Source organism: Mesorhizobium sp. M0590, from assembly GCF_040320905.1.
Lineage (GTDB): Bacteria > Pseudomonadota > Alphaproteobacteria > Rhizobiales > Rhizobiaceae > Mesorhizobium.
The window spans coordinates 355,468-381,568 of record NZ_JAMYQN010000002.1; the positions used below are offsets into that span (position 1 = coordinate 355,468).

23 protein-coding genes are annotated in these 26,101 nt (G+C 64.1%); 9 read left to right on the top strand and 14 right to left on the bottom strand.

The genetic code is table 11. From position 1 onward, the window contains the following. The first annotated feature begins 210 nt into the window (after window positions 1-210). The 3 genes from NKI52_RS05450 to NKI52_RS05460 are packed head-to-tail and all read left to right on the top strand — an operon-like array spanning window position 211 to window position 4,066. Window positions 211-1,794, top strand: a complete 1,584-nt coding sequence (locus NKI52_RS05450) for a sugar ABC transporter ATP-binding protein (protein WP_352691417.1) — start codon at window positions 211-213, stop codon at window positions 1,792-1,794. Continuing rightward, window positions 1,791-3,104 carry an ABC transporter permease gene (locus tag NKI52_RS05455; protein WP_023676963.1) on the top strand — a complete coding sequence of 438 codons (1,314 nt, stop codon included), beginning with the start codon at window positions 1,791-1,793 and terminating at the stop codon, window positions 3,102-3,104. Before NKI52_RS05450 ends, NKI52_RS05455 begins: the two co-directional genes overlap by 4 nt. Beyond that, complete coding sequence (locus NKI52_RS05460; RefSeq protein ID WP_254815861.1) at window positions 3,101-4,066, top strand: substrate-binding domain-containing protein; 966 nt, start codon at window positions 3,101-3,103, stop codon at window positions 4,064-4,066. The genes NKI52_RS05455 and NKI52_RS05460 overlap by 4 nt, the downstream gene beginning before the upstream one ends. Before the next feature lie 68 nt (window positions 4,067-4,134). On the opposite strand, the gene NKI52_RS05465 is transcribed toward NKI52_RS05460, so the two are convergent. From NKI52_RS05465 to NKI52_RS05490, 6 genes are read right to left on the bottom strand one after another with little or no spacing between them, the layout of a single operon-like run. Further along, on the bottom strand, window positions 4,135-4,596 hold the full coding sequence (locus tag NKI52_RS05465) for a MarR family winged helix-turn-helix transcriptional regulator (protein WP_023676965.1): 462 nt from the start codon (window positions 4,594-4,596) through the stop codon (window positions 4,135-4,137). Further along, window positions 4,593-5,177: an amino acid synthesis family protein gene (locus NKI52_RS05470; protein WP_023676966.1), complete on the bottom strand. Its 585-nt coding sequence runs from the start codon at window positions 5,175-5,177 to the stop codon at window positions 4,593-4,595. The genes NKI52_RS05465 and NKI52_RS05470 overlap by 4 nt, the downstream gene beginning before the upstream one ends. After that, entirely contained in the window at window positions 5,170-6,045 is an 876-nt protein-coding gene (locus tag NKI52_RS05475; protein ID WP_023676967.1) for a UPF0280 family protein, read from the bottom strand. The genes NKI52_RS05470 and NKI52_RS05475 overlap by 8 nt, the downstream gene beginning before the upstream one ends. Further along, entirely contained in the window at window positions 6,042-7,586 is a 1,545-nt protein-coding gene (locus tag NKI52_RS05480) for a 6-hydroxynicotinate reductase (RefSeq protein WP_352588604.1), read from the bottom strand. The genes NKI52_RS05475 and NKI52_RS05480 overlap by 4 nt, the downstream gene beginning before the upstream one ends. Beyond that, the gene (locus NKI52_RS05485) at window positions 7,583-10,339 is read right to left on the bottom strand and encodes a molybdopterin-dependent oxidoreductase (protein ID WP_352697251.1); all 2,757 of its coding nucleotides are present in this window, start codon (window positions 10,337-10,339) and stop codon (window positions 7,583-7,585) included. Before NKI52_RS05485 ends, NKI52_RS05480 begins: the two co-directional genes overlap by 4 nt. After that, a complete protein-coding gene (locus tag NKI52_RS05490; RefSeq protein WP_352697253.1) occupies window positions 10,339-11,199 on the bottom strand; it encodes an FAD binding domain-containing protein in 861 nt (286 codons plus the stop codon). Before NKI52_RS05490 ends, NKI52_RS05485 begins: the two co-directional genes overlap by 1 nt. A gap of 272 nt (window positions 11,200-11,471) precedes the next feature. Between NKI52_RS05490 and pncA the strand changes: the two genes are divergently transcribed. Both pncA and NKI52_RS05500 read left to right on the top strand, forming a co-directional pair. Beyond that, entirely contained in the window at window positions 11,472-12,071 is a 600-nt protein-coding gene (pncA, locus tag NKI52_RS05495; protein WP_352697255.1) for a bifunctional nicotinamidase/pyrazinamidase, read from the top strand. Window positions 12,072-12,111: 40 nt separating this feature from the next. Further along, a complete protein-coding gene (locus NKI52_RS05500; protein WP_352697257.1) occupies window positions 12,112-13,539 on the top strand; it encodes a sodium:proton antiporter in 1,428 nt (475 codons plus the stop codon). On the opposite strand, the gene NKI52_RS05505 is transcribed toward NKI52_RS05500, so the two are convergent. The 8 genes from NKI52_RS05505 to gcvA all read right to left on the bottom strand — a co-directional run bounded on the left by NKI52_RS05505 (window position 13,540) and on the right by gcvA (window position 22,586). After that, window positions 13,540-14,259 carry an ABC transporter ATP-binding protein gene (locus NKI52_RS05505; RefSeq protein ID WP_352697259.1) on the bottom strand — a complete coding sequence of 240 codons (720 nt, stop codon included), beginning with the start codon at window positions 14,257-14,259 and terminating at the stop codon, window positions 13,540-13,542. After that, complete coding sequence (locus NKI52_RS05510) at window positions 14,252-14,980, bottom strand: ABC transporter ATP-binding protein (protein WP_352588619.1); 729 nt, start codon at window positions 14,978-14,980, stop codon at window positions 14,252-14,254. Before NKI52_RS05510 ends, NKI52_RS05505 begins: the two co-directional genes overlap by 8 nt. Further along, complete coding sequence (locus NKI52_RS05515; RefSeq protein ID WP_352588621.1) at window positions 14,977-15,939, bottom strand: branched-chain amino acid ABC transporter permease; 963 nt, start codon at window positions 15,937-15,939, stop codon at window positions 14,977-14,979. The genes NKI52_RS05510 and NKI52_RS05515 overlap by 4 nt, the downstream gene beginning before the upstream one ends. Then, a complete protein-coding gene (locus tag NKI52_RS05520) occupies window positions 15,936-16,817 on the bottom strand; it encodes a branched-chain amino acid ABC transporter permease (RefSeq protein WP_352455934.1) in 882 nt (293 codons plus the stop codon). The genes NKI52_RS05515 and NKI52_RS05520 overlap by 4 nt, the downstream gene beginning before the upstream one ends. A gap of 221 nt (window positions 16,818-17,038) precedes the next feature. After that, window positions 17,039-18,343, bottom strand: coding sequence for an ABC transporter substrate-binding protein (locus tag NKI52_RS05525; protein ID WP_352455933.1), 1,305 nt, complete (start codon window positions 18,341-18,343; stop codon window positions 17,039-17,041). A 162-nt stretch (window positions 18,344-18,505) separates the two neighbouring features. Beyond that, the gene (locus tag NKI52_RS05530) at window positions 18,506-19,945 is read right to left on the bottom strand and encodes a hypothetical protein (RefSeq protein WP_352697261.1); all 1,440 of its coding nucleotides are present in this window, start codon (window positions 19,943-19,945) and stop codon (window positions 18,506-18,508) included. Window positions 19,946-20,114: 169 nt separating this feature from the next. Further along, the gene (gene pncB, locus NKI52_RS05535) at window positions 20,115-21,419 is read right to left on the bottom strand and encodes a nicotinate phosphoribosyltransferase (RefSeq protein ID WP_254815847.1); all 1,305 of its coding nucleotides are present in this window, start codon (window positions 21,417-21,419) and stop codon (window positions 20,115-20,117) included. A gap of 192 nt (window positions 21,420-21,611) precedes the next feature. Next, the gene (gene gcvA / locus NKI52_RS05540; protein ID WP_352634764.1) at window positions 21,612-22,586 is read right to left on the bottom strand and encodes a transcriptional regulator GcvA; all 975 of its coding nucleotides are present in this window, start codon (window positions 22,584-22,586) and stop codon (window positions 21,612-21,614) included. A 183-nt stretch (window positions 22,587-22,769) separates the two neighbouring features. Here gcvA and speB point away from each other — a divergent pair, with 183 nt between their 5' ends. The 4 genes from speB to NKI52_RS05560 all read left to right on the top strand — a co-directional run bounded on the left by speB (window position 22,770) and on the right by NKI52_RS05560 (window position 26,097). Continuing rightward, complete coding sequence (gene speB / locus NKI52_RS05545) at window positions 22,770-23,831, top strand: agmatinase (RefSeq protein ID WP_352588634.1); 1,062 nt, start codon at window positions 22,770-22,772, stop codon at window positions 23,829-23,831. A gap of 137 nt (window positions 23,832-23,968) precedes the next feature. After that, the gene (locus NKI52_RS05550) at window positions 23,969-24,778 is read left to right on the top strand and encodes a transporter substrate-binding domain-containing protein (RefSeq protein ID WP_352588638.1); all 810 of its coding nucleotides are present in this window, start codon (window positions 23,969-23,971) and stop codon (window positions 24,776-24,778) included. A gap of 6 nt (window positions 24,779-24,784) precedes the next feature. Further along, on the top strand, window positions 24,785-25,453 hold the full coding sequence (locus NKI52_RS05555; RefSeq protein ID WP_352697263.1) for an amino acid ABC transporter permease: 669 nt from the start codon (window positions 24,785-24,787) through the stop codon (window positions 25,451-25,453). After that, window positions 25,450-26,097 carry an amino acid ABC transporter permease gene (locus NKI52_RS05560; protein WP_023722520.1) on the top strand — a complete coding sequence of 216 codons (648 nt, stop codon included), beginning with the start codon at window positions 25,450-25,452 and terminating at the stop codon, window positions 26,095-26,097. The genes NKI52_RS05555 and NKI52_RS05560 overlap by 4 nt, the downstream gene beginning before the upstream one ends. The last annotated feature ends 4 nt before the right edge of the window (window positions 26,098-26,101 follow it).

A 26,101-nucleotide genomic window follows, 5' to 3' on the forward strand; every position in this document is an offset into this window, starting at 1 on the left:
GCAGTGAATTTGCGCTGCTTTTTTCGTCCTGACGCTGTCATTTTCGAAACGTTTCACCACTCCACGGTAGCAATACGTACGGAATCTTATGATTTTGCGCAAGAATTGAAATGGAACAATCTCAGGCTCCAGATATTGCCTTGACATGATCGAAACGTTTAGATTAGCGTTTGAGGTGTTCGGTGACGACGGAGGGAGGCCGTCCTTGTCATGCAGCACGGCAATTCCATCCCTGCGCAAGGCGTTATGGCGGACGGCTCGGCTGTCGTACTGAGCGCCGAGCACATCTCCAAGTCCTTCGGCGGTATCGCCGCGCTTGTCGATGTCGGCTTCGAACTGCGGCGCGGCGAGGTCCATGCGCTGATGGGCGAGAACGGCGCCGGCAAGTCGACGCTGATGAAGATCCTGTCCGGCGTCTACACGGATTATAACGGAACGGTCAGTATCGATGGCCACCCGGTGCGCTTTACCGGCGTCCGCGAAGCCGAGCGCGCCGGCATCGCCATCATCCACCAGGAGCTGAACCTCGTCCCCGAACTCAGCGTCGCCGACAACATTTTTCTCGGCCGCGAGAAGCTGATCGCCGGACTGATCGTCGACCGCAAGGCGAGCAGCCGCGCCGCCGGAACGCTCTTGCAAAGGCTCGGCATCGAGCTCGACCCGGATGCGCGCGTCGGTGCCTTGCGCGTCGGCGAACAGCAGCTGGTCGAGATCGCCAAGGCGCTGTCGATGTCGGCGCGCATTCTGATCATGGACGAGCCGACCTCGGCGCTTTCGCCGGCCGAATGCCAGCGGCTGTTCCGCATCATCCGCCAGCTCGCCGACAGCGGCGTGGCGATCGTCTACATTTCGCACCGCATCGACGAGGTTATGCATCTGGCCAGCCGCGTCACCGTGTTTCGCGATGGACGCCACGTCCTGACGCAGGCGATGGACAAGCTCGACGAAGACGCCATAATTTCGGCGATGGTCGGGCGAAACCTGCTTGCTTCCTCCCAGGAACACCGCATTCCCGGTGGCAACACCGTCCTTTCCGTAAGCGAGCTGTCGCTGTCGAAGCCCAATCGCCATGGCTGGCGCACCGTGCTCGACGGCGTCAGCTTCGATCTTGCCGCCGGAGAAATTCTCGGTATCGGCGGATTGCTGGGCTCGGGCCGTACCGAAATCCTGGAAACCATCTTCGGGTCCAGCGGCGGCCGTGCCGGCGGTGAGATCTGGCTCGATGGCGAGGCAGTAGAAATCCGTTCGCCGCGCGACGCACGCCGGCTCGGCATCGCCCTGGTCACCGAAGACCGCAAGACGCAAGGCCTGCATCTCGAGGCCTCGATCACCGACAATGTCGCACTGCCGCTGGTCGGCGCGCTGGCGCGGTTCGGCCTGCGCTCGCTGGCCGGCGAGCAAGGGCTGGCACGGGACGCCGTCAAGGCGCTCGGAATTCGCTGCGAGACCGTCGAGCAGCCGGCCGGCACGCTGTCCGGCGGCAACCAGCAGAAGGTCGTCATCGGTAAATGGCTGGCGACGAGGCCGCGGGTGCTGCTGCTCGACGAGCCGACGCGCGGCATCGATGTCGGTGCCAAGCGGGAAATCTACGATCTCATCTTCAAGCTGGCGCGAGACGGGCTGGCAATCGCCGTCATCAGCTCGGAATTGCCGGAGCTGCTGCATCTTTCCGACCGTATCCTGGTCATGGCCGACGGCCGCCAGACGGGAATCCTGTCCCGCGCGCAAGCCAGCGAGGAGGCCATCATGCGGCTTGCGGCGCCGCGACGGACGATGACGAGGCCTGCCGCATGAGCATTTTGCATATCCTGTCCCGGACGAAGCTCTATTGGGGCCTGATCGCCATCTTCCTGATCGGCGTGCTCGGCTCGCCGATCAGCTCCAAGGGCAACAACATCTTCCTGTCCTACGGCAACCTGCTCGATGTGCTGCGCCAGGTGTCGACCACCGGGCTGATTGCCACCGGCATGACTGCGGTGATCATCACCGGCGGTATCGACCTTTCCGTCGGCTCGCTGATGGCTATCTGCACGGTCGTCTGTGCCATGCTGCTGACGGTCCCCGGCGTGACGCCGGCGGTGGTGCTGGGGGTGCCGACAGTTGCCCTGGCAGCCCTTTGCCTCGGCATTCTCGTCACTCGTTTCATCCTGCTGAACATCGAAAAATCCCGCGCCGGCGCGCAGGCCACGCACGACATCAGGTTGGACAGCGTTCGCGGGCTGGTGACGCCCGGCATTGTCGGGGTGATCCTGTGCAGTCTGGTGCTGTGGTTCCTGCTGCCGCAGGTGGGCTCAAAATTCGGCGTGCTCGGCGTGCTGCTGGTGGCGCCTTGCGTCGGCCTGCTGTTCGGCGCGCTCAACGGCTTCATCATCGTCGCCGGGCGGCTGCAGCCCTTCATCGTGACGCTGGCGATGATGGTCACTGCGCTCGGCATCGCCCGGCTGACAGCCGGCCAGAACAATGCGGTGCTGCCGGTCTACACCGGCTCGAATGCCACCGCCGATTTCGAAATGCTGCGCTCTCTGGTATTCGGCGTGATCCCGATGCCGGGCCTGTTCTTCCTCGGCGCCATCCTGATCTACGGCGCCGTGCTGCGCTTCACCCCGTTCGGCCGCTATGTCTATGCGATCGGCGGCAATGAGGAGGCGGCGCGGCTGTCGGGCATCGCCGCAGGCCGCGTGAAGATCGCCACCTATGCCGTGTCAGGGCTGCTGGCCGGCATCGCGGCGGTGCTCTATGTCGCGCAGTACCGGCAAGGCAAGCCGGACGCCGGCGCCGGGCTGGAGCTCGACGCCATTGCCGCCGTGGTCATCGGCGGCACCAGCCTGATGGGCGGACGCGGCAGCCTCACCGGGACGTTCTGCGGCGTGCTGATCTTCGGGCTGCTCTCCAACATCCTGCAACTGCACAACATCAATTCGAACCTTCAGCTGGTGCTGAAGGGGATGATCATCATCGGTACCGTGCTCGTACAGGAGCGCAGTGCCGGTGATCTTCTCTTCTATCTGCGACTGCCCGGCGGGCAAGCGCACAAGGAAACGGCCGCGGCAAAGCGGCCGTCGCAAGAGACCGCGTCTCTGAATATTGGAGGAAACAAGAAATGAAACGACGTGAATTGTTGAAGCTCGCCGGGCTGACAGCGGCACTCCTGACCACGACCGCCATGCTTGCCGGCGGCGCCCATGCGCAGGACAAGAAGTGGAAGATCGGCTTCTCGCAGGTGACGACCATCGAACCCTGGCGCGCCCAGTTCAACAAGGACATCCTGGCCGAAGCGGCCAAGCATCCGGAAGTCGAGCTGATCATCACCGACGGCGAGGACAAGACCGAGAAGCAGGTCGCCGATGTCGAAAACCTTATCCGTCAGGAGGTCGATGCGCTCTTGGTATCACCGAAAGAATCCGCCGGCCTGACCGGTGTCGTGCAGCAGGCGATCGATGCCAAGATCCCGGTCTTCGTGCTCGACCGCAACGTCGAAACCAACGACTACACGCAGTTCGTCGGCGGCGACAACAAGCTGATCGGCCGGGCTGCCGGTGAATATGCCGTCGAGCTGCTTGGCGGCAAGGGCAAGGCCGCCGGCAACGTCGTCGAGATCTGGGGCGGCATGGGCACCCAGCCGGCACACGACCGCCATGACGGCTTCCATGAATTCACCGATAAGGAGCCAGGCATAAAATACCTGCTCGACCAGCAGTCGGGCGACTGGAAGCAGGACCAGGCCTACAACATCATGGCGACGGCGTTGCGCAACAACGAGAAAATCGATCTTGTCTACGGCCACAATGATCCGATGGCCTATGGCGCCTATCTTGCCGCCAAGGACGTCGGACGTGAGAAGGACATCAAGTTCATCGGCATCGACGGCCTGCCCAATGAAGGCGTGCAGCTGGTCGCCAATGGCGAGCTGACGGCGACGTTCACTTATGTGACGCCGGGCGCCGAAGGGCTGCGGCAGGCGATCAAGTTCCTGAACGGGGAGAAGGTGGAAAAGACCATCACCCTGCCGACGCAGAAGATCACCAAGGAAAATGCCGCCCAGATCCTGAAGGACAACGGCCTCTGAGACGAGGCTTTCCTGCCGGGCGTTCAGCGCCCGGCAGGAACAACAACCAAACGCCGGCAGGCAGCAGATTAAGCCAGCTTGGCCAGCAGCTTCATGAAAATGGCCGCTTCCTTGGCGGAAAGCGGCGCCAGCGTTTCCTGCGTAATCTCACGGGCAAGCGGAATCAGCCGCTCGATCGCGTCGCGCCCCTCGGCGGTCAGATTGACCAGCAGGCGCCGTTTGTCGATTTCGTGTTTGCTAAGTTCGACAAAGCCACGCGCTTTCAGCCGGTCGATGACGCCCTTCACGGTGGCCGCATCCATGGCGATCAGGCTGCCAAGCTGGTTCTGCGAGGTCTCGCCGACGTCGCGCAATTTGGCCAAAGCGGCAAATTGCGGCGGCGTCAGATCGGCGATGTGTGCGGCGAAGATCGAGACATGGCGCTGATGCGCCTTGCGCAGGATGAAGCCGACCTGCTCCTGCAAGCGATAGTCGTTTTCGTCAGGCTCCTCGGCCTCGACCAGCTCGAGCAGATTGTCCTCGGCGCTCACCGCAGCCCATCCCATGCCTTAATGTCCTTGGCCGCCAGCCCACCCATGCGGTCGTGCACGCGCGGGCCGCAGGTCATGGCGAGGCAAAACAGGATCTCGTCGGGACGGGGGCCATCGCTAATGCCGATTTCCATGGCATCGAAATGGCTGCGCACATAGGCGGCGTTGATGTGGCCGAGCGGCACATCGAGCCGCGCGCCGAAGCCGCCGACCTTCTTCGCCGAGGGCACGATCGCCTTGGCGTCGCCGAGCCGTTCGCGCATGGCATAGCCGCCCGGCACATGCCACAGCGCGCCATGCTCCAGCTCGCCCGCCATGCCGACGATGGCGCCCTTGCCGTAACCGTCGATCTGTTTGACGTCGCCGCCCAATGCGGCAATAAGCCTGTCGGAGAGCAGCAGCCCGAGCGGCTTCAAATCCTCCATGGCGCTCTGCAGTTCCTCGACGTAACGGCCGGCGAACGGGTTCTTGACCACAGCCATTGCCGCGGCACGGCGCCGCGGCACCTTCGCCACCGGCCCGCCTTCGTGAAAAATCTCTTCGGTCAGCACGGCGATCTTGCGGATCGGAAACTCAGGCATGAGCAATTTCCCTCTCTAAAACTTTATTGGCGAGCGCCATCGGACCTGCGATGCGCGCCTGACCGCCGAGGAAAAGCGCCGCGGCGGCAATCAGGCCGCGCCGCCGAAACTCCTCGGCAACGGCAAATCCGCCTTCCAGCGCAATAGCGATTTCAGCGGCGGAAAGCAGCCCCACGCCCTGCGTCACCAAACGGTCGCCGAGATCGCTGTCAGGTGCGAGATCGCGCGCCCGTACGCGCCTAACGGCCGGATGACCGGGCAGGTCGACGGCGTTGGCGATCAAGGTCGCGGCGGCATCGGCTTCAGCACCCGTTCGCGCCAGCACCGTGACCGCGTCGGCGATGCCCAGCGAAAAGGAGCGGCCGCGCCAGCCGCTTGTCGCGACACCGCGGATCCCGTCTTCGGGGCGGATCGTGAGACGATCTACCAACCCATGACCTGTCCCGGCAATGGCAAGCGTCATCGACTGCCCGTGGCCGAGATAGATCGCGCTGTCGCCGCCATTGTTGACATAGGCGCGCTCGAGCCGGCGGCCGGCAAGCAGCGCGCCAAGCACTTCGTCGGCTACCGAGCCGGCGACGGCCGCCATCGGTGTGATGAATTGTTTCGCTAGCGGAACGACCGCCGCTTCCATGCGGCGCGCCGTCGGGCCAGCGAAAGCACGTGGCCGCGAGGCGGCCGGGCGCCGCAGTTCGGGCAACTCTTCGACCAGTTCGGGCAGGATTGTCTGGAAGCGCGCCACTGCCTGACGATATGCGGCGCTGCATTCACTCGCCTCGCCGAATGCCTCGACGATCAGGTCGATCGGCCCATGATTGAGGTGAAGCCTCCGGCCGTCCTCGAGCCAATGCGCCTGCGGGCCGTTCATCGCCCGGCCCCGTTTGCGGCCGCGCGACGCAACTGCGCCAGCGGCGGCCAGGGATTGTCACGGGGTGCGGCCGTGCCGCGGCGCGGATTGAGATATTCGCCGCCCTTGGCCAGGATATCGTCGACGCTGCGGATTTCGCCTTCGTAGCCGCCAAGCCTGACATAATCGTCGCGGCGCATGGTGAACTCGATCGGCGCCACCAGCGCCGGGGTCGGCACATAGCCGAAGGCGCCTTCCGGCACGCGGGTGACGTCGACCATCAGCGTGATGCCGCCGCCCGGCCAGACATAGACCGGCGCGCCGCCGACCGTCACATAGGTCGTCAAGCCCTGCACCGAGCGGGTCAGATTGACCGGGTTCTCGGTGACGCCGGCGCGCAGCGAGCCGCCGGCGCCGCCGACGAAAAGCACGGTGCAGAGCGCCGGCTCGCAATTGTCCTCGATCAGTTCGACCGACTTCCGCAGCCGCTCCGGGAACGGTTTCTGGACCGGCTTCAGTTCGTCGTCGAGCTCGTAATAGGCGAATTGCTCGCCGGTGGTCGAGACCATCAGCAGCGACATGCCGGGGCGCGCACCCTTTTTGGCGTTCCATTCACCAAGGATCGACAGCGGGTCGGAAATGCTGGTGCCGCCCCAGCCGAGGCCGGGCTCCGACACCTTGAAATAACGGCCCGGCGTCGAACGGCGGCCGATGATCTTGATGCCGGTATCCTGCCAGCCAAGCACCTTGCCGGCCTGATGCTCGGAGACGACGCCGGTGATGTGGTCATCGACCACCACCACCTCGTCGACAAGGCCGCGCCATTGGGTCGCGAACATGCCTATGGTAGCCGAACCGCAGCCGACGCGCATGCGCTGCTCGAGCTTGCCGTCGATGACCGGCGGCTTGCCGGCTTCGACGATGACGGTGGCGCCGCCGTCGATGACGAGTTCAACCGGTTTGCGGTTGCACAGGGCGAGCATGGCGTCGCAGGTGGCGCGCCCTTCAGCCTTCGAGCCGCCGGTCAAATGATGTACGCCGCCCAGCGACAGCATCTGCGAGCCGTATTCGCCGGTCGTGACATGGCCGATCGCCTCGCCTTGGGCACGGACCGTCGCCGTTTCGGGGCCGATATGACGGTCGGTGTCGATCTTCACCTTGACGCCGCAATAGGAGAAGATGCCCTCGGTGACGACGGTGACCAGATCGACGCCCTCGACCTCCTGGCTGACGATGAAGGGCGCCGGCTTGTAATCGGGATAGGTGGTGCCGGCGCCGATGGCGGTGACGAAGCGGCGGCCGGTGTTGACCAGTTCGCCGTCCCATGCCTCGCCTTCTTCGGCAAAGGGTACGATTGCGGCGCCGGTCTCGGCCGCGTGGTCGAGGATGGTCAGTGGATCCATCCGCACGATCCTGCCGCCAACATTGCCGTAGCGGTCGCAGGCGCCGGTGCGGCCATCGGCGATGTAGCACATGACCGGACAGGCATCGCAGCGGATCTTCTCGGCCACCAGCTTCTCGCCGGGATCGTGTGTCTCGAAGCGTTCGGCAAGCTCGCTCATCGGCGCGCCTCCTTGTCGAGGATGGCGGCGCGGATGCGGGTCGGCGTCGCCGGAATTTTGGTGACCAGCACACCGGTGGCGTGGCGGATGGCGTTGAGGATCGCCGGCGCCGTCGGGATCAGCACATGCTCGCCCAAACCCTTGGCGCCGAAGGGTCCTTCCGGATCCGGAACTTCTATCAGGATGGTCTCGATCGGTGGCACGTCGCCGATCGTCGGGATCAGATAATCGTGCAGGTTTTCGGTGCGGCCGGGGATGAATTCCTCCATCAGCGCCATGCCGATGCCCTGGGCGATGCCACCCTCGATCTGGCCCTCTGCCAGTAAAGGGTTGATGGCCTTGCCGACATCGTGAGCGGCGGTGATTTTTATAAGCTTCACGGTGCCGAGCCTGAGGTCGACCTCCAGTTCGGCGATCTGGGCGCCATAGCCATAGACGGCATAAGGCTTGCCCTGGCCCTTGGCATCGAGCGGCAGCGTCGGCGGGTCGTAGCTTTCCTCGGCGCGGAAGACAAAGCCTTCGGCGTCTACCTTCAGCGAGGAAAGATCGATGCGGCGCGTCGCTTCGCCTTCCCCGATGCTCAGACTTGTGCCGTCCAGCGCAATCGCCGCCTTTTCCGAGACATTGGCGAAACGCAAGATCTCATCGCGCAAGGCGCGGCCGGCCTTTTCGGCGGCCTTGCCGGTGACGAAGGTCTGGCGCGAGGCCGATGTCTTGCCGGCGTCGGGGGTGATCGCCGTGTCGGCGCCTTTCAGCCGCAGCTTTTCAAGCGGAAGACCCAACGCGTCGGCGCAGATCTGCGCGATGACAGTGTTCGAACCTTGCCCGATATCGACCGCCCCCTGATGCAGCACGACTTCGCCCGATGCCGAGATGCCGACCTTGATGGTCGACGGATTGGGCAGCGAGGTGTTGCCGCAGCCGTACCAGCAAGAGGCGACGCCGACGCCGCGTTTTTTTTCGCTGCTGCTACGGGCGTTGAACGCGTCGGCGTCAGTTAGGGCACGCCGCCAATGTGAGCGCAGGGCCTCGAGGCAGTCGGCGATGCCGACGCCCGACTCGAGCCGCTGGCCGGTGACTGTTTCGGATCCGTTCCGAAGGCAGTTCTTCAGGCGAAAGTCGAGCCGATCCATGCCGAGCTTGTCGGCTAGCTCGTCATAGAGGGTCTCCTGCATGATCGTCGCCTGCGGTACGCCGAAACCGCGAAAGGCGCCGGCAATCGGGCCGTTGGTGTGGATGGCGCGGCCTTCGGCGCGATAGTTCGGCGTGGCATAGGGGCCGGAGGCGTGCACCGGCACGCGGTTGGCGACCGTCGGCCCCCAGCTGGCATAGGCGCCGGTGTTGAAATCGCCGGCGAAGATCATGCCGGTGACACGGCCGTCGGCATCGGCGCCGATGCTCGCTCTCATCAGAGCCGGATGGCGCTTGGTGGTCGAGATCATCGATTCGGTGCGGCTGTAGGCGAGCGCCGCCGGCCGGCCGGTTTTCATGGCGACGAGGCCGATGAGCGGTTGCAGCGAGACGTCGAGCTTGGAGCCGAAGCCGCCGCCGGTGGCGGTCGGCACGATGCGCACCTGTTCCGGGGCAAGGCCGAGCACTTTTGCCGTGTCGTCACGGTCCATATAGGGCGCCTGCGTGCAGGCGACGACGACCAGCGTGTCGCCGTCCATGAAGGCATAGCCGGCTTCCGGTTCAATATAGGCGTGCTCGACATAGGAGGTGTCGATGGCGCCGGAAACGACGAAAGCCGCACCGGCGAGCGCGGCTTCGGGGTCGCCACGCTCGACGAAGCCGGAGGTGAGCAGGTTCGAGGGCCGGTTTTCATGGACCAGTTGCGCACCGCCGGCCTGCGCTTCGCCAGTTTCCAGAAAATGCGGCAACTCGGTCCAACTGACAGGGAAATCGGCAAGGTCGAGATCGAGGATAGCCTCGCGTTCGCCGGCGACCAGCGCCACCGCCTCACCGCGAAAGCGCGAAACCCCTTCGGCCAGCGCCGGCTGGTCGGCGAAGGGCGCGATGACGCCGAAACAATTCTTTCCCGGAATGTCGGCGGCGGTGAAGACGCCGGCAATGCCAGGACGGGATTTCACCCAGCTGCCGAGATCGCCAAAAGTGAAAGCGGCATGATAATGCGGCGAGCGGACCACCAGCACCGACAATGCGTCGGCCGGGAATGAATCACCGCCGAATTTTTCGCCGCCAGTGACTTTCGGAAGGCCATCGAGGCGGATCGGGGAGGAGCCGACGGCATGGCCAGAGGATGGCATGCGCTGATCGAGGCCGTCGGCGTGGCGCCAAGCATCCATCACCGCGGCGACGATCTTGCGGTAGCCGGTACAGCGGCAGAGCACGCCGCCCAGCGCATCCTGCGTTTCGGCCTCGCTCGGGCAAGGCGTCCTGTCCAGGAGTGCCGTTGCGGCGACCAGCAGGCCGGGCGTGCAGGCGCCGCATTGCGCTGCGCCATGTCTGAGGAACGAGGCCTGCAGCCCCGACAGCCGGCCATTGGCGAGGCCTTCGACGGTCGTCACCACGGTGCCGGAGGCGGAAGCCGCGGGAATCAGGCAGGCGCAGACCGGCTCGCCGTCGACCAGCACCGTGCAGGCACCGCAGTCGCCGGCATCACAGCCGATCTTAGTGCCGGTCAGCCGCAACTCGTCGCGCAGCACCGCGGACAGCCGCCGCACCGGCGACACACAAACGCTGACGGCGGCGCCGTTGACTTCGAAGGCGATGTCGGCGCGCTCCATGCCCATCAGGCCGCCGCCCTTTCGTCGGGAACAGCGCCCATCGCACCAAGCACGGCGCGGGCGACGATCTCGCGCGCAGCGTCCAGCCGATATTCGGCGCTGCCGCGCACGTCGCCGATCGGCGACAGCTCGTCCATCGGTGCGGATTGGATCGCAGTGGCCAGCGCGTGGCCGACGGGCCGGCCGCGTAGCGCCGCCTCGACACCCGCCAGGCGCCTGGCGACAACCGAGCAGGACCCCACGGCGACGGCCGCGTTCCTGACTATACCATCTTCGACAGCCAGGCGTGCGGCGGCCATGGCGATGGAGATGACGAGATAACGCCGCGCGCCGAGTTTCACGAAGACGGAGCTGCCGGCGGTCGCGGGTTTGGGAATGCGGATTGCCGTGACCATTTCGCCGGGCTGCAGTGCGGTGCGACGGTTGCCGAGGATGAATTCTGCAAGGGGCAGATGCCGGGTCGCCACAGCGGAACGCAGTTCGACTTCGGCATCGAGCACCAGCAGCGCCGGCACGCCGTCGGCGGCCGGCGAGGCGTTGCAGAGATTGCCGGCAATCGAGGCAACGTTCTGGATCTGCACCGAGCCGACTTCCCGCGCCGCCTGCTTCAGCGCGTCGAAAGCCGCCGGCAGAGGATGGCGGACGAGATCGGTCCAGGTGGTGCGCGCGCCGACGAGCCAGTGGTTTTCGGCTTCGGCAATGCCGCGCAATGCCACCAGGCCATTGATATCGAGGATATTGTCGCGGAAAGGCTTGCTGCCCTGTGCCGGATAGAAGTCGGTGCCGCCGGCGAGGATGCGCCATTGCCCTTCGCCCAGCAAAGCGAGGGCGTCGTCGACCGTGGTGGGTTTTGCGTAACGGATCACGCTTTGCCTTCCCAGAATGGGCTTCCCGAGAGGGGATCCTGCCGAAAGATTTTCCCGAGCATTCAAGACAGGAAATTCATTCGTATGCAAATGATATCAAGCCGGCAGGAATTGTCAAAGCCAGAGTTTGCACGGCTGTTGGCACCGGTGCACCCGGAACGCATTTGTTATGCCATGAGAGGTTGACGCAGCCGGCCATCTGGTCAAGTTTCTGCGTCCGGTCGCGTTTTCATTGGAGCCTAAGCTCAAGACCAAGAAAATAAGGAGGCTCCATGGCCGACGAAGCGCTTGTCGTTATCGACCTGCAGAACGATTTCTGCCCGGGTGGCGCCCTTGAAGTGGCCGGTGGCGACGAAATCGTGCCGTTGGTCAATGACCTGATCCGGCGGACCGAGCACGTCCTGCTGACGCAGGACTGGCACCCTGCCGGCCATTCGAGCTTTGCCTCCAGCCACCCCGGCAAGCAACCGTTCGAAACGATCGACGTGCCTTATGGCCACCAGACGCTGTGGCCGGATCACTGCATCCAGGGCAGCCTGGGATCGGATTTCCATTCGGGCCTCGCCTGGAGCAAGGCCGAGCTGGTGATCCGCAAGGGGTTCCGTCCTGCGATCGACAGCTATTCCGCATTCTTCGAGAACGACCGGACGACGCCGACCGGCCTTGCCGGCTATCTCCGGGATCGGAACATCGAGACGCTGACCCTGGTCGGCCTGGCGACGGATTTCTGCGTCGCCTTTTCGGCGCTCGACGCGGTCAAGCTCGGTTTTGAGACGTCCGTGCGGCTCGACGCCTGCCGCGGCATCGATCTCAACGGCTCCGTGGAGAGGATGCTGGGCCGGATGCGCGATGCCGGCGTGACACTGATTTGAACGTCATCCAGCCGAACCTGACAGACTTTTGAGGGGCTTCATGCGGTTTGCGGCGTTGACGGCAAGTGCTGCACTTATTGCAGCAATCTTTTCTCCGAGAGCGGTTCTCGCGGCCGAAGCGCACGAATTGCCGGGCGCCGCCATGTCGCTTTGGTGGGTGCTGCCGTTTGCCGGGCTATTGCTTTGCATCGCGACCGGCCCGCTGCTGTTCCATCATGCTTGGGAGCACCATTACGGCAAGATCGCTGCCTTCTGGGCAGCGTTGGTGATCGGGCCGCTGGCCATCGCCTTCGGCATCCCGTCCGCCACGCAGGCGGTGCTGCATGCGCTGCTCACCGAATACATGTCGTTCATCATCCTGCTGTTTGCGCTGTTCACCATTTCGGGCGGTATCTTCGTTGCCGGCAACATACACGGCACGCCGCTGGTCAATGCCGGGCTGTTGCTGGGAGGGGCGCTGCTTGCCTCGATCATTGGCACAACCGGCGCCTCGATGATCCTGATCCGGCCGCTCATCCGCGCCAACGACAACCGGCGCTTCAACGCCCATGTCGTCATCTTTTTCATCTTCCTGGTGTCCAACATCGGCGGGTCGCTAACGCCGCTGGGCGATCCGCCGCTGTTCGTCGGCTTTCTGCGCGGCGTCGATTTCTTCTGGACGACAGTTCACCTGCTGCCCGAGACGCTGTTCGTCGCCGGCGTGGTGCTGGCTGTTTTCCTGGCGATCGACATCATCATGCATCGCCGGGAGGAAGGCGCGCCGAAGATCAAGGATCCGACGCCCGACAGCAAGGTGCGCATTCGCGGCCTGGCCAACATCCCGCTGCTGGCCGGCGTAATCGCCGCGATCCTGATTTCCGCTGCCTGGAAGCCGGGAGTGAGTTTCTCTTTTCAGGGCGTCAGCCTCGAGCTGCAGAACCTGGTGCGCGACGCCGCCATCCTGATACTGGCCTTCACCTCGCTTGTCGTCTCGCCGAAGGAATTTCGCGGCGCAAATGCCTTCAGCTGGGGGCCGATCGCCGAGGTGGCGAAGCTGTTCGCCAGCATCTTCATCTGCATCGTGCCGGTCGTCGCCATATTGCGGGCCGGCCTCGACGGCGCGCTGGCGCCGTTGGTGCTGCTGGTCAGCTCGCCGACCGGCGCACCCGACAATCTCGCTTATTTCTGGCTCACCGGGGCGCTGTCGTCCTTCCTCGACAATGCGCCGACCTATCTGGTGTTCTTCGAACTGGCCGGCGGCGATGCGCAGCATCTGATGGCCGAGTTCGCCTCGACGCTGGCGGCGATCTCGGCCGGCGCGGTGTTCATGGGCGCCAACACCTATGTCGGCAATGCGCCGAATTTCATGGTCTATGCCATTGCCAGGCATCGCGGCATCAAGATGCCGAGCTTCTTTGGCTATATGGCGTGGTCGGGCGCCGTGCTGATCCCGACGTTCCTGCTTGCCGGCTTGCTGTTCTTTGCCTGATCATCCGACGCCGACATAGCGACGGACCGCCGAGGGATCGGCACGCAGTTCCTCGACATCGACCGTCTCGCGGTTGCGGCCGTTTTCGATGAAACAAACGCGGTCGGCGACCGACAGCACGGCATCGACGCGCTGCTCGACAAGAATTGTCGACACGCCAAGCGCACGCAGCTTCGATACGGTTTCGCGGATCTTGGCGATCATCGATGGCATCAGCCCTTCGGTCGGCTCGTCGAGCAGAAGCACCTGTGGTTCCAGGCACAGGGCGCGGGCCATGGCCAGCATCTGCTGCTCGCCGCCGGATAGCGTGCCGGAACGCTGCCTGAGGCGCTGGCGCAGCAGCGGGAAAAGATCGAGCACGTTTTCGCGCGTCGCCTTGCCCTTGTTGCGGGCCATCAGGCCGATCTCGATGTTTTCACCCACCGTCATCTCGGCGAACAGCCGCCGGCCCTGCGGCACGTAGGCGACGCCGGCCTTGGGCACCTCGTGCGCCGGCAAGCCGGTCAATTCCCGCCCTTCGAGCCTGATCGAGCCGGCGGCTGCCGGCACCAGGCCCATGATCGCCTTCAGCGTCGTCGTCTTGCCGGCGCCGTTGCGGCCGAACAGGCAAAGCACCTCGCCCTCGTTCAGAACCAGATCCAGCCCATAGAGCACCTGGACCTCGCCATAGAAGCAATCGAGCCCGGAAACGGTCAGTGCCTTGGACTGGACCTCAGTCATGGGTGGTCCCCAGATAAGCGTCCTGCACCGCGGCATTGGCGCGGATCTGCTCGGGCGTGCCTTCAGCCAAAATCCTGCCGGCGTTGAAGACGGTGATGCGGTCGGCGAGCCGCATGACCACCGGCATGTTGTGCTCGATCAAAAGCACGGTGGCGCTATCGGCGATCTCGCGCACCAGCTCGATGAAATTGTCGATCTCGCTGTCGGCCAGCCCTTGCGTCGGTTCGTCGAGGATCAGCAGCCGCGGCTTCAGTGCCAGTCCCATCGCCACTTCCAGCAACCGCTGGTGACCGTAGGACAATTGCCCGGCCGGCATTTGCGCGCGGTCGGCAAGGCCGGTACGCTCGAGCGCGGCCATGACGCCGGTGTGAACCGCGCCCTTCGAGCGGCCGTCGGTCAGCGTGCGCTGCACCGGCAGGGCAACATTGTCGTAGGCGCTGAGATTGGCAAAGACGCTGGTGATCTGGAACGTATAGGCGATGCCAAGGCGAACCCTGGCGTAGGCAGGCAGGCTGGTGATATCGGCGCCGTCAAAGATGATCGTGCCCGACGAGGACTGGATGCGGCCGCTGACCAGGCTGACGAAGGTGGTCTTGCCGGCGCCGTTAGGGCCGATGATGGCGCGAATCTCGCCCGGTATCAGCGCGAAGTCGACGCCGTCGACGGCACGCAAGCCCCCGAAACTGCGCGACAGGCCTTTGGTGGTGAGCAGCGGCATCATGGCAACCACCCGAGCCAGCGCTGGCGGATGCTGCCGAGAACGCCTCTCGGGAAGAACAGCACCAGCAGGATGAGCGCTATGCCGACGATCAGCAGATAGGCCGAGGTGTAGCCGCTGGCGATGTCGATGACATAATACATGAACAGCGTGCCGATCAGCGGACCGAGCGTGGTGGCGGCGCCGCCCAGCAGCACCCAGAGCAGCGGCAGGATGGAATATTGCACCGAAGCGAAGCTCGAGCCGACATAGCCGAACAGCAGCGCATAGGCCGCGCCGGAAGCCGCGCAGATGCTGCCTGAGATGACGACGGCGGCGAGCTTGTTGGAAAATGTATCGTAGCCAAGCATTTTGGTCCGCTCTTCGTTCTCGCGGATGGCGACCAGCACGCGACCGTAGCCGGAGCGGACTATCGCCAGGCTTATGAGCAGCACGATCGAGAACAGTGCCAGCGCGCTCATATAGCGCACGGTCGGGTTGGTGAGGTCGAGTGACGTGCTGCCCAGGACAAGGACACGCATCGGCTGCGGCACGACCATGCCCTGGTCGCCACCGGTCCAGGCAGCGAAATAGAGGATGACGAGATAGAATACCTGCGCGAACATCATAGTGACGATCATGAAGGCGACGCCGAAGGTGCGCAGCGCCAGCAGCCCGATCCCCAGCGCGAGAAGCGCGCCGCAGGCAAGCCCGGCTGCGAAGGCGGCCGGCACGCTCCAGCCGAGATGGATGACGGCAAGGCCGGCGCCATAGAGCCCGGCTGAAAAGAACATGGCATGGCCGAGGCTAAGCAGCCCGACATAGCCGAACAGCAGATTGTAGCCCATGGCGAAGACCGCCAGCACCATGATGCGGGCGAGCAGGCCGTGATGGTATTCCGGCAGGACGAAGCTAAGCCCGCAAAGCAGGGCGATGGCGCCGAGGTGCAGCGCATATGGCTTTGCCGGCGAAGCATCCTTCATCGCGATGTCGTCCCGAACAGGCCCTGCGGCCGGAACACCAGCACCATGGCGACGAGCAAGGTGGCGATGATCTTGGCCAGCGTCGGTGAGAAGAACACCGAGATGATGCCGTCGGAAAGGCCGATCAGCACCGCGGCGACGACCGTGCCGCGCAGCGAGCCGAGGCCGCCGATGATGACGACGATGAACGACAGCAACAGCGGGTCCTGCCCCATCAGATAGTGGGCCTGGCTGATCGGCACGATCAGCACCGCGGCGACAGCAGCCAGCATGGCGCCGAGCGCGAAAACACCGGCATAGACTCTGGTCACCGGGATGCCGAAGGCCTGCGCCGTCTCGCTGTCATATTGCGTGGCGCGCATGACGAGGCCGATTTTCGTGCGCGTCAGCACCAGCCAGGTCGCGACCAGCAGCAGCGCCGACGCGGCGATGATCGACAGCTTGTAGCCGGAATAACCGAACCACGGCAGGAGGATGCGGTAGCTGAACGGCGGCTCCACCGGCCGCGCCTCCGGGCCGTAGAAGGTCAGTGCCAATTGCTGGATGATGTAGAGCATGCCGATAGTGGCGACGATGGTGGCTTCCGGATTGTAGTTGAGCCGGCGCAGCACCAGCCGTTCGGCGAGCAGCGCGATCAGGCCGACGATCAGCGGCGCCAGCACCAGGGCGGCCAGGAAGCCGAGCGCCGGATGGCCGGATATCGCCGTTGAGATCGCCCAGGCAAGCACCGCGCCCAGCATGAAGAACTCGCCATGCGCGACATTGACGACGCGCATGACGCCGAACACCAGCGACAGGCCAAGCGCCGTCAGCGCCAGCACGGCGGAGGTGACGAGGCCTTCGAGAGCGGCGAGGAGCAGGTGAGGTCCGAAGTGCATCGGTTACACACCCATCGCAGGTGCGAGGCGCACCCCCCTCTGTCCTGCCGGACATCTCCCCCTCAAGGGGGGAGATTGGCAGTTCCCGCGAAGGCGGCCACCTACCGGCCTTTGCGATTGGCGAAAGCGCTGGTGACAGCCAATCTCCCCCCTTGAGGGGGAGATGTCCGGCAGGACAGAGGGGGGTGGGCCGAAGCGCACTGTGCTTAATGAAACCAAGCTCACAGCGTCTGCGTCGTGTAATCCCCCTCAGGCTCATAGAGGCCGTCCTCGATCTTGGTCTTGTGGACGACATTCAGCCGGCCGCCTTCGACCTTGGAGATGTTCTGGATACCAAAGCACTGGTGGATCTTGCCGTTGAAGGTTTTCGGTCCCTGCGGATGCTCGGGCCCCTCGGCGAACTCGGTCAACGCCTCGGTCGCCTCGACCAGCTTGGCGCGGTCTTCCGGGCCCTTGTAGCCGGCATCCTCCATCGCCTTCTTGACGACGTAGAGCGTTTCCCAGCAGCCGAACATGTGCGCGGCGGTGGAGACGTCCTTGGGGTCGCCGACGGCGGCACCATTGTCATCGATGCCGACGGCGGCGCGGTAGGCCTTCTGTGCGGGGGAATCATCGGGCTGCGCGTAGCGCGGCGAGCCTTCCCAGAAATGGCTACCGTCGAGGAATTCGAGGCCGGGGCTGTTGATGTCGGTGGCTTCGAGCGAATCGATGAAGCCGAACAATTGCGGCCGATTGGAGCCGTAGAACTCGCCGAGCTCCTTGACGAAGGTGAGCACCGCCGGGCCGACCATGACGTGGTAGATCACCTCGGTCTCCGCGGGGATCTGCGGGAAATATTTGGTGAAGGAGGATTCCGTCGGCGGAATCGCGATCTGCGCAATGACCTCGGCGCCTTGCGCCTTCAGCGCCGGCGGCAGGTAGTCGCGATGGTCATAGCCGAAAGCGAAATCGGGGAAGATCTGCGTCACCTTCTTGCCGGCATTGGCGGCAATCCACGGTGCCATCGACTGGATCTGGCTCTTCACATCGGTGATGCCGGGCTGGAAGACGTAGCGGTTCAATTTGGTCGAGGCGACGTGGTGGCCTTCGCTGACAACGAAATAGGGCATCTTGGCCTCGCCGGCGGCCGGCGCCGAGCCGATGACGACATGCGAAAACAGCGTGCCGTAGACGATGTCGGTCTTGTGCTGGGAGGCGAACTTGCCGACGACTTCGGCGCCCCGGCCGGGATCGGTGCCGTCATCCTCGATGATCACGTCGACCGGCCGGCCGTTGATGCCGCCGGCTTCGTTGATCGCCTTGACGGCAGCCGCTGTGGTCTTCTCGTACCAGCGGCCATAGGCGGCGCCGATGCCGGTGCGGTGCGACTGGAAGCCGATCTTGATCGGCGCCGAGCTCTGCGCCTGGCTGTAACGCACGAAACCCGGCGCGACGGCAAGACCGGCGCCGGCGGCAAGGCCCTTCAGCGCCGTGCGGCGGGTGAGAGCGGATCTGGAGAGATCGAAAAACCCATTCTTGTCAGTCACGGCAGTTCCCCTTGTTTTTGAGCTTTGACCAATGGCTGTAGCAGGCAGGCCACTCTTGTTAAGAGGGGCGAAAATTGCATGTGTACAAACTAAATCACCAAAGCTCTGACGTGGCAAGCGAGCTTTCCCCAAGGTTCGATTGGCGGGCATCGCACACCTCGTTCATCCGGCGCTCGGCGTCGCAAGCAGCCATAGGCCGAGGACGGTGTAGGCGATCATCAGCACGGTGAGCGGGAACTGGCTGAGCGCGGCGCAAGCCGGAATGGCGTGCAGCCGCCAGGCCAAGCCATGGGCGACAAGCACAGCAAGCATGTGGCCGGCTATGATGACGCCGGCCTGGAGGTTCCACAGCCACCACGCCGAACCGGCACCGGCGACGACGCCGGCTTCAATTGACATGTCGGCGGTACCGAACAGGTTCCAGCCCAGCGCAAACGGGTCGGAGAGACCGGCAATCGCATATTGGCCGTCGACCAGCAGCGCCGTCAGATAATGCGCGAAGTGGTAGGCGAGCGCGATCGGTACGATCGACCAGACCAAAAGCCCGGCGGCGTGACCGAGCGAATGCTTGCTGCCGGCAAGGTTCTGGCCAAGAAAGACGGCGAGCGCGAACACGGCCGCAAGCACGGCAAAGCTCAGCACAAGGCCGAAGCTGCCGATGCCGATCAAAGCGGTGCGTCCCGGAAACTCCAGCGGATTGATGCCGAACCAGCCTAGCCAGAAGAAGGTTTTCGACAGGCCGTCGAAGGACACCGACGACAGCGCAAGCAGCAGGAAAGCGACGCCGCTGCGCGGTAGCGGCGCGGCACCGAGCAGCTTGGCGCCCGGCCAGCAGAGTTTTAGCCGGCCGTCTGCGCTACGTTCGACGATGGCGAAGCGCGCCACCATGGAAAAGAACACGGTCAGGAACTCACCGCGCAGGGTCCAGTCGCGGTAGCCGAAGACCTGCATGGCGGCGAAGCTCAGCAGCCAGTAGAGGCCGGCGGCCCAGGCCAGCCGCGCCGGATCGTCGGGCGCAGGGTCGATCAGCTCGAACCAGGCGAAGGCGAAGAACAGCAGGAAAGCCGGCCAATAGCCGAGCCGTTGGGGGAGCAGATACGGCTGCGTTCTGCCGGACAGGCGCGAGGCGACGCGGCATGGCCCGTACCAGGGGTTGAGCCACGACCAGAGATCGCCGCCGAGCCCCTGCAACAGAGCCAGGCCAACCCAGAGAAGCGTCCATACGGTCAGCGGCATCGGATTGGAAAGCGGATCGCGGCTGCCGAACAGGCCGGCGGCAATCAGAATTGCAAAGCCGGCAAAGGATACCAGGCTGACGGCAGTCCGCGCGCCGTCGCCGAAGGTAAAAAGCGGCAGGCGTTTGCGCCAGAAGCGGTCGAGGGAGTCCGGCGGCAGTAGCGCCAGGACAAGGAAACTGGCGGCAACCGAGAGCGCGCCACCGACGACGTAGTAGCCGGTGGGGAGGAGCAGGACGTGGCCGCGGTCGGAGGCGTGGGCGAAGGCGGGCGTGGATGGGAATGCCAAGGAAGCGACGAGGCCGGGAAAGGGCCTGATTGCAGAAATGCAGCGCTCTACGGCGCCCCCCTCTGTCCTGCCGGACATCTTCCCCTCAAGGGGGGAGATCGGCGGTTCCGCCGTCGGCTCTCCTTCTGCAACTTTAGCGATTGGCGAAAGCAGCAATGAGGGCGCAATCTCCCCCCTCGTGGGGGAGATGTCCGGCAGGACAGAGGGGGGCGCGAAGGAACTCATACTACGCAAGAGTTCCCCTACCTCACACCTTCACCAACTGCTCCACGCGGTCCTTCTGGCCGAAGATGCGCAAATAGCGCTCGATCTCTTTCTCGTCGCCTGTCGACTTGGCCGGATTGTCGGAAAGCTTGACCGCCGGCCTGCCGTTGGCTTCGGTGACCTTGCAGACCAGCGAGATGGCGTCTAGCCGGTTGGTCTCGGTCGGCGCGCAGCCCTCGAAATCGTTGGTCAGGTTGGTGCCCCAGCCGAAGGACATGCGCACCTTGCCGCGGAAGTGGCGGTAGGTTTCCTCGATGGTCTCGACCTCCAGCCCATCCGAGAAGATGAGCAGCTTCTGCTTGGGGTCCTTGCCCTTTTCGCGCCACCAGGAAATGATTTTCTCGCCGCCTTCGATCGGCGGCGCGCTGTCGGGGCGGAAGCCGGTCCAGTCGGCGACCCAGTCCGGTGCATCGCGCAGGAACGCCGCGGTGCCGAAGGTGTCCGGCAGTACGATCAGCAGGTTGCCGCCGTAGTAGCGCTGCCAGTCCTGCAGCACGTTGTAGGGCGACTGTTTCAATTCCTTTTCCGAATTGGTGAGCGCGGCGAACACCATCGGCAGTTCATGCGCATTGGTGCCGAGCGCCTCGAGATCGTTGTCCATGGCGAGCAGCACGTTGGAGGTGCCAGTGAAGGCCTCGCCGATGCCCTCCTTCAACGCTTCGACGCACCAGCGCTGCCACAGGAAAGAATGACGGCGGCGGGTGCCGAAATCCGAGATGCGGATGCCGGGCAGCGCCTTCAGCCGCTCGGTCTTGGCCCACATCTTGGCCTTGGCGCGGGCATAGAGCACGTCGAGCGCGAACGGCCCGAACGCCCGCATGGCCGCGCGAGATCGAAGTTCATTGATAATTGCCAGCGCCGGGATCTCCCACAGCGTCGTGTACATCCACGGACCGCTGAAGGCGAGTTCGTATTGACCGTCGCGCTTGGAAAGCTCGTATTCGGGCAGCCGGAAATTTTCCAGCCAGGCGAGGAATTCCGGTTCGAATATCTGCTTGCGGCCATAGAAGGTGTTGCCGCCGAGCCAGATCATCTCTTTCTTAGAGAAGCGCAAGGTGCGGGCATGGTCGAGCTGCTCGCGCAGCTCCGTCTCATCGATCTCCTCGGCAAGGCGGACCGAGGTGGTGCGGTTGATCAGCGAGAAGGTGGCGTCGACCTTGGGATACATGCCCCAGATCATCTGCAGCATCAGAAGCTTGTAGAAATCGGTGTCGAGCAAGCTGCGGACGATCGGGTCGAGCTTCCAGGTGTGATTGTAGACGCGCCGCGCTATATCGGTCTTTGCCATCGCTCAATGCGCCTTCGCTGCTCGGTCTAGCTTTTGTCTAGCGCAATTCCGGACGGAAAACCGCTGCGCACTTTTCCTGGAATTGCTCCAAATGCCTCTTAGCATCGAATTTTTGAACGCGCCTCCCGCTTTGCGGGCTGGCCCGACAAAAAGAAGCCCCTGCGGCAAGCGGCGCCTACGGCAGTTTCGGCCTCAGGATGCGGTCTTGGCGCCGACCACCTTGAGCGCTGGACGCTTGCGGCGAATGCCGATGCGGCCTGCCACCGGCGCGTCGGCGCGGCGGTCGGCCTGCTCTTTCTCGGCAAACAGCCAGTCGATGAACAATTGCACGATCGGCGCCGACCGCATCTCGTTGCGGCAGACGATGTAGAAATCGTCGACGGCCGGCACGGAAAGACTGAACGGGGCGACAAGCAGGCCCCTGGCGAGCAGTCCGCTTGCCGTCACCGTGTCGCCGAGCGCCACGCCATGGCCGTGGACAGCGGCCTCGGTCGCCATGCGCGCGTCGCCAAGATGGTGGCGGCGGCCGCGCTCCAGGTCCAGCGCGTCAGCGGCGGCCAGCCAGGTATGCCATTCGCGGCCGTCGTCGCCATGCAGGAAGACGTGATCGGCGAGGTCGCGGACGGTGCGGATCGGGCGGTTGTTGATCAGCGTCGGGCTGACCACCGGGAACAGTTCGAGGCCCGACCATTTGCGCATCCAGCAGTCGGTCCAGCTGCCGTCACCATAGTGCACGCAGACATCGATATGCGGTGCGCGGACGTCCTTGGCATCATTGGATGGGATCAGCGTCAGCCTGATATCCGGATATTGCGACGTGAAGCTGCCCAGCCGCGGGATCATCCACAGCAACAGTAGCGCCGGCACGCAGGATACAGAGAGAACGCCGGTGCTGGCCGGCCTCGTCATGCGCTGCGTGGCGGCGGCAATGCCGTCGAAGGCGGTCGACACCGCCGGCAGCAACTCGGCGCCGTGTGGCGTCAGCTTCACCCGCTGACCGGCACGCTCGAACAGCTTGACACCCAACGATTGCTCGAGCGCCTTGATCTGATGGCTGATGGCGCCGTGGGTGACGTTGAGCTCAGCCGCCGCCTTGGTCAGCGAGGCGTGGCGCGCCGTCGCCTCGAAGGCGCGCAGCGGGTTGAGCGGTGGCAAACGCTTGGCCATTTGGACCCGAGGCTCTGTGAGATTTTCTCACAGATAACACACTAACAATATCAATTGATTTTTCAATGCAGCTACGGGACACTTTGCCCAGGCATTGCATCAAGACGTGAAATCTGCAGGCAGCCGACGGCTGCGGCTATCGGGACCGCTGTCCGCGCGCCGCACCAGCCATGGAGGACCGACATGGGTTACGACCGCGGCAAGCTCGAAGCGTTGCGCCGCAAATACGGCGAGAGCCATGGCGGCGAAATGTTCGACCCGAAATTCCAGCGTGTCGCCGACAAGATCTTCTCCAAGACCGGCACGCGACTGGCGCCCTATTCCGGCATCCCGACCTTCCTCGCGGCGCCCTATCGTGAAATCGCCGCCGACAATCCGGATTTCGGCGATCTGCAGGTGGCGATGATCGGTGTGCCGATGGATCTGGGCGTCACCAACCGGCCGGGCGCCCGTTTCGGGCCAAGGGCGCTGCGCGCCATCGAGCGCATCGGCCCCTACAATCATGTGCTGGAATGCGCACCGACGCATGAGCTGAAGGTCGCCGACATCGGCGATGTGCCGTTCCAGAGCCGCTACCGGCTAGAGACCAGCCATGACGACATCGAACGCCGCACCAACCAGATCGTCGACGCCGGCGTTCTGCCGCTTTCGGTCGGCGGCGATCATTCGATCAGCCATCCGATCCTGAAGGCGGTCGGCAAAAAGGCGCCTGTGGGCATGATCCATATCGACGCCCATTGCGACACCAGCGGCCTGTTCGACATGACCAAGTTCCACCATGGCGGGCCGTTCCGTAACGCGGTGCTGGACGGCGTGCTCGACCCGAGCCGCACCATCCAGATCGGCATTCGCGGCTCGGCCGAGTATCTGTGGGAGTTCACCTATGAGTCCGGCATGACCGTCGTGCATGCCGAAGAGGTGACCGGCCTCGGCATTCCCGCCATTATCGACAAGGCGCGCAGGATAGTCGGCGACGGCCCGACCTATGTCTCGTTCGATATCGACAGCATCGATCCTGCCTTCGCGCCGGGCACCGGCACGCCGGAGGTCGGCGGGCTGACGACGCGCGAAGTGCTCGAGCTGCTGCGCGGCCTGAAAGGCCTCAACATCGTCGGCGGCGACGTCGTCGAGGTGGCACCGCAGTACGACGCGACCAGCAACACGGCGCATGCCGGCGCGCAGGTGCTGTTCGAGATCCTCAGCCTGATCGTCTTCAGCCCGGCAATCACCAGCAAGGCGGGCTGACACGCTCGACCATGATCCCGAAAAGGCGGAACCGGTTTTCGGAGAAGATCATGGTCCACTAGAGAACCCAAAGGCGACCGCCGCGCTGGAGTCGGCGGTTGCACTCAAACAAACAAGCTTCCAGCAGGGGAATGACAATGACACTTCACATGAAGCTCAAATCATCCATCGCCGCCGTGCTGATGCTCGGCGCGACCGGTCTTGCTTTCACCAACCAGGCCGCCAATGCCGACGCGATCGACGACATCGCCAAGGCCGGCGCCATCAATGTCGGCATCTTTTCCGACTTCCCGCCCTTCTCCTCGGCCAGCGCCGACATGAGCATCAAGGGCTACGACATCGACGTGGCGCAATCCATCGCCGACCAGCTCAAGGTCAAGCTCAATCTGGTCAGCGTGACCGGCCAGAACCGCATTCCGTACCTGACCGACAAGCGGGTCGACCTGCTGATGAGTGTCGGCTATTCCAAGGAGCGTGAGCAGGTGATCGATTTCGCCGCCGCCTACGCGCCCTATTACATCGCAGTCATCGGCCCGGCAGCTCTTGCGGTCAAAGGCAAGGAAGACCTCGCCGACAAGTCGATCGCCGTCAATCGCGGCACGCTGGAGGATACCTCGCTGACCGAGGCGGCACCGGCCTCGGCCGACATCCGCCGCTTCGACAACTATAATTCCGTCATCCAGGCCTTCATTTCGGGCCAGACCCAATTGATGGTGGTCGGCAACGATGTCGGCGCCCAGGTGCTTGCCCGCCAGGAGGAACTGAAGCCGGAGCAGAAATTCCAGCTTCTCACCTCGCCCTCGCATATCGGCCTCAACAAGAAGGAAGACCGCCTGAAGCAGGCGGTCAATGACGCGGTTGCCAAGATGCTGGCCGACGGCAGACTGGACGAAAGCTCGAAAGCCTGGCTGAAGACGCCGCTCGATCCCGCCAATCTCAAGGATTGATGGCCGGTGAGCTATAGCCTCGACTTCGGCTGGCTTGCCGGGGCGACAGGGGCGATCGCGCGCGGCGCGGCCACGACGATCCTGTTGATCACTGTCACCACGCTGGCGGGAACGTTGCTCAGCATCCTCGGCGCCGCAGGGCGGCGGAACGGTCCGCTCCTGCTCAAGCGGGCGATCGGCGTCTATGTCGAGGTGATCCGCAACACGCCGTTCCTGGTGCAGCTATTCTTCATCTTCTTCGGGCTGCCCAGCATCGGCGTCAGGCTCGATCCGATGCTGGCAGCCATGCTGGCGATGACGCTCAACATGGCTGCCTATACGATCGAGATCGTTGGCGCCGGGCTCGACGCGGTGCCGCCCGGGCAGACGGAAGCGGCACTGGCGCTTGGGCTCAGGCCGCGCCAGGTCTTCATCAAGATCGTTCTGCCGCAGGCGCTCAAGGTGATCTATCCGGCGCTGACCAGCCAGATCGTCATCATGATGCTGGAATCCGCCGTGGTATCGCAGATCGCCGTTCGCGAGCTGACCTATGAAGCCGACATGCTGCAGGCGCGCACGTTCCGGGCTTTCGAGACCTATTTCATCGTGACGATGGTCTATCTCATCCTGTCGATTGGGCTGCGCCGGCTGCTGGTCGGCGGCGGGCGCCGGCTTCTCGGAGCCGGCGTGTCATGATCGAATTCACCTTCTGGGACATTCTGCGCAACCTGCTGCTGGCGGCGCGCTGGACGGTGCTCTTGTCGCTGGCCGCCTTTGTCGGCGGGGCCGTGGTCGGCATGATCGTGTTGTTCTTCCGGATCGCCAAGAATAAATGGGCGCGCCGGTTTGCCTCCGGCTACATCGCGCTTTTCCAGGGCACGCCGCTGCTGATGCAGCTCTTCCTGATGTTCTTCGGCTTGCCGATGCTGGGCCTGCGCATCGAGCCGTGGACCGCGGCGGTGCTTGGCCTGACCTTCTTTGCCAGCGCCTATCTCGCCGAGATCTGGCGCGGCGGCGTCGATGCACTGCCGCGCGGCCAGTGGGACGCCGGCGCCAGCCTCGGCCTGCACTATCTACAGGAACTCCGGCTGATCATCTTGCCTCAGGCGTTTTCGATCACCCGCGCACCGACCGTCGGCTTTCTGGTGCAGCTGATCAAGTCGACCGCGCTGACGTCGATCATCGGTTTCGAGGAGCTGGTGAGGACATCCAACGCGATCAACAATGCGACCTTCGAACCGTTCAAAGTCTATGGGCTGGTAGCGCTGATCTTCTTCGTCATGTGCTTTCCGCTGACGCAATACGCACGTTCGCTCGAGCAGCGGGCGGCGGCCCGCTGAGCGG

Excerpts from the sequence above, each read along its gene's own strand:
- NKI52_RS05450 (WP_352691417.1), top strand. The coding sequence starts at position 211 with ATGCAGCACGGCAATTCCATCCCTGCGCAAGGCGTTATGGCGGACGGC.
- NKI52_RS05455 (WP_023676963.1), top strand. The coding sequence starts at position 1,791 with ATGAGCATTTTGCATATCCTGTCCCGGACGAAGCTCTATTGGGGCCTG.
- NKI52_RS05460 (WP_254815861.1), top strand. The coding sequence starts at position 3,101 with ATGAAACGACGTGAATTGTTGAAGCTCGCCGGGCTGACAGCGGCACTC.
- NKI52_RS05470 (WP_023676966.1), bottom strand. The coding sequence starts at position 5,177 with ATGCCTGAGTTTCCGATCCGCAAGATCGCCGTGCTGACCGAAGAGATT.
- NKI52_RS05475 (WP_023676967.1), bottom strand. The coding sequence starts at position 6,045 with ATGAACGGCCCGCAGGCGCATTGGCTCGAGGACGGCCGGAGGCTTCAC.
- NKI52_RS05480 (WP_352588604.1), bottom strand. The coding sequence starts at position 7,586 with ATGAGCGAGCTTGCCGAACGCTTCGAGACACACGATCCCGGCGAGAAG.
- NKI52_RS05485 (WP_352697251.1), bottom strand. The coding sequence starts at position 10,339 with ATGGGCATGGAGCGCGCCGACATCGCCTTCGAAGTCAACGGCGCCGCC.
- pncA (WP_352697255.1), top strand. The coding sequence starts at position 11,472 with ATGGCCGACGAAGCGCTTGTCGTTATCGACCTGCAGAACGATTTCTGC.
- NKI52_RS05500 (WP_352697257.1), top strand. The coding sequence starts at position 12,112 with ATGCGGTTTGCGGCGTTGACGGCAAGTGCTGCACTTATTGCAGCAATC.
- NKI52_RS05505 (WP_352697259.1), bottom strand. The coding sequence starts at position 14,259 with ATGACTGAGGTCCAGTCCAAGGCACTGACCGTTTCCGGGCTCGATTGC.
- NKI52_RS05510 (WP_352588619.1), bottom strand. The coding sequence starts at position 14,980 with ATGATGCCGCTGCTCACCACCAAAGGCCTGTCGCGCAGTTTCGGGGGC.
- NKI52_RS05515 (WP_352588621.1), bottom strand. The coding sequence starts at position 15,939 with ATGAAGGATGCTTCGCCGGCAAAGCCATATGCGCTGCACCTCGGCGCC.
- NKI52_RS05520 (WP_352455934.1), bottom strand. The coding sequence starts at position 16,817 with ATGCACTTCGGACCTCACCTGCTCCTCGCCGCTCTCGAAGGCCTCGTC.
- NKI52_RS05530 (WP_352697261.1), bottom strand. The coding sequence starts at position 19,945 with ATGTCCGGCAGGACAGAGGGGGGCGCCGTAGAGCGCTGCATTTCTGCA.
- pncB (WP_254815847.1), bottom strand. The coding sequence starts at position 21,419 with ATGGCAAAGACCGATATAGCGCGGCGCGTCTACAATCACACCTGGAAG.
- gcvA (WP_352634764.1), bottom strand. The coding sequence starts at position 22,586 with ATGGCCAAGCGTTTGCCACCGCTCAACCCGCTGCGCGCCTTCGAGGCG.
- speB (WP_352588634.1), top strand. The coding sequence starts at position 22,770 with ATGGGTTACGACCGCGGCAAGCTCGAAGCGTTGCGCCGCAAATACGGC.
- NKI52_RS05550 (WP_352588638.1), top strand. The coding sequence starts at position 23,969 with ATGACACTTCACATGAAGCTCAAATCATCCATCGCCGCCGTGCTGATG.
- NKI52_RS05560 (WP_023722520.1), top strand. The coding sequence starts at position 25,450 with ATGATCGAATTCACCTTCTGGGACATTCTGCGCAACCTGCTGCTGGCG.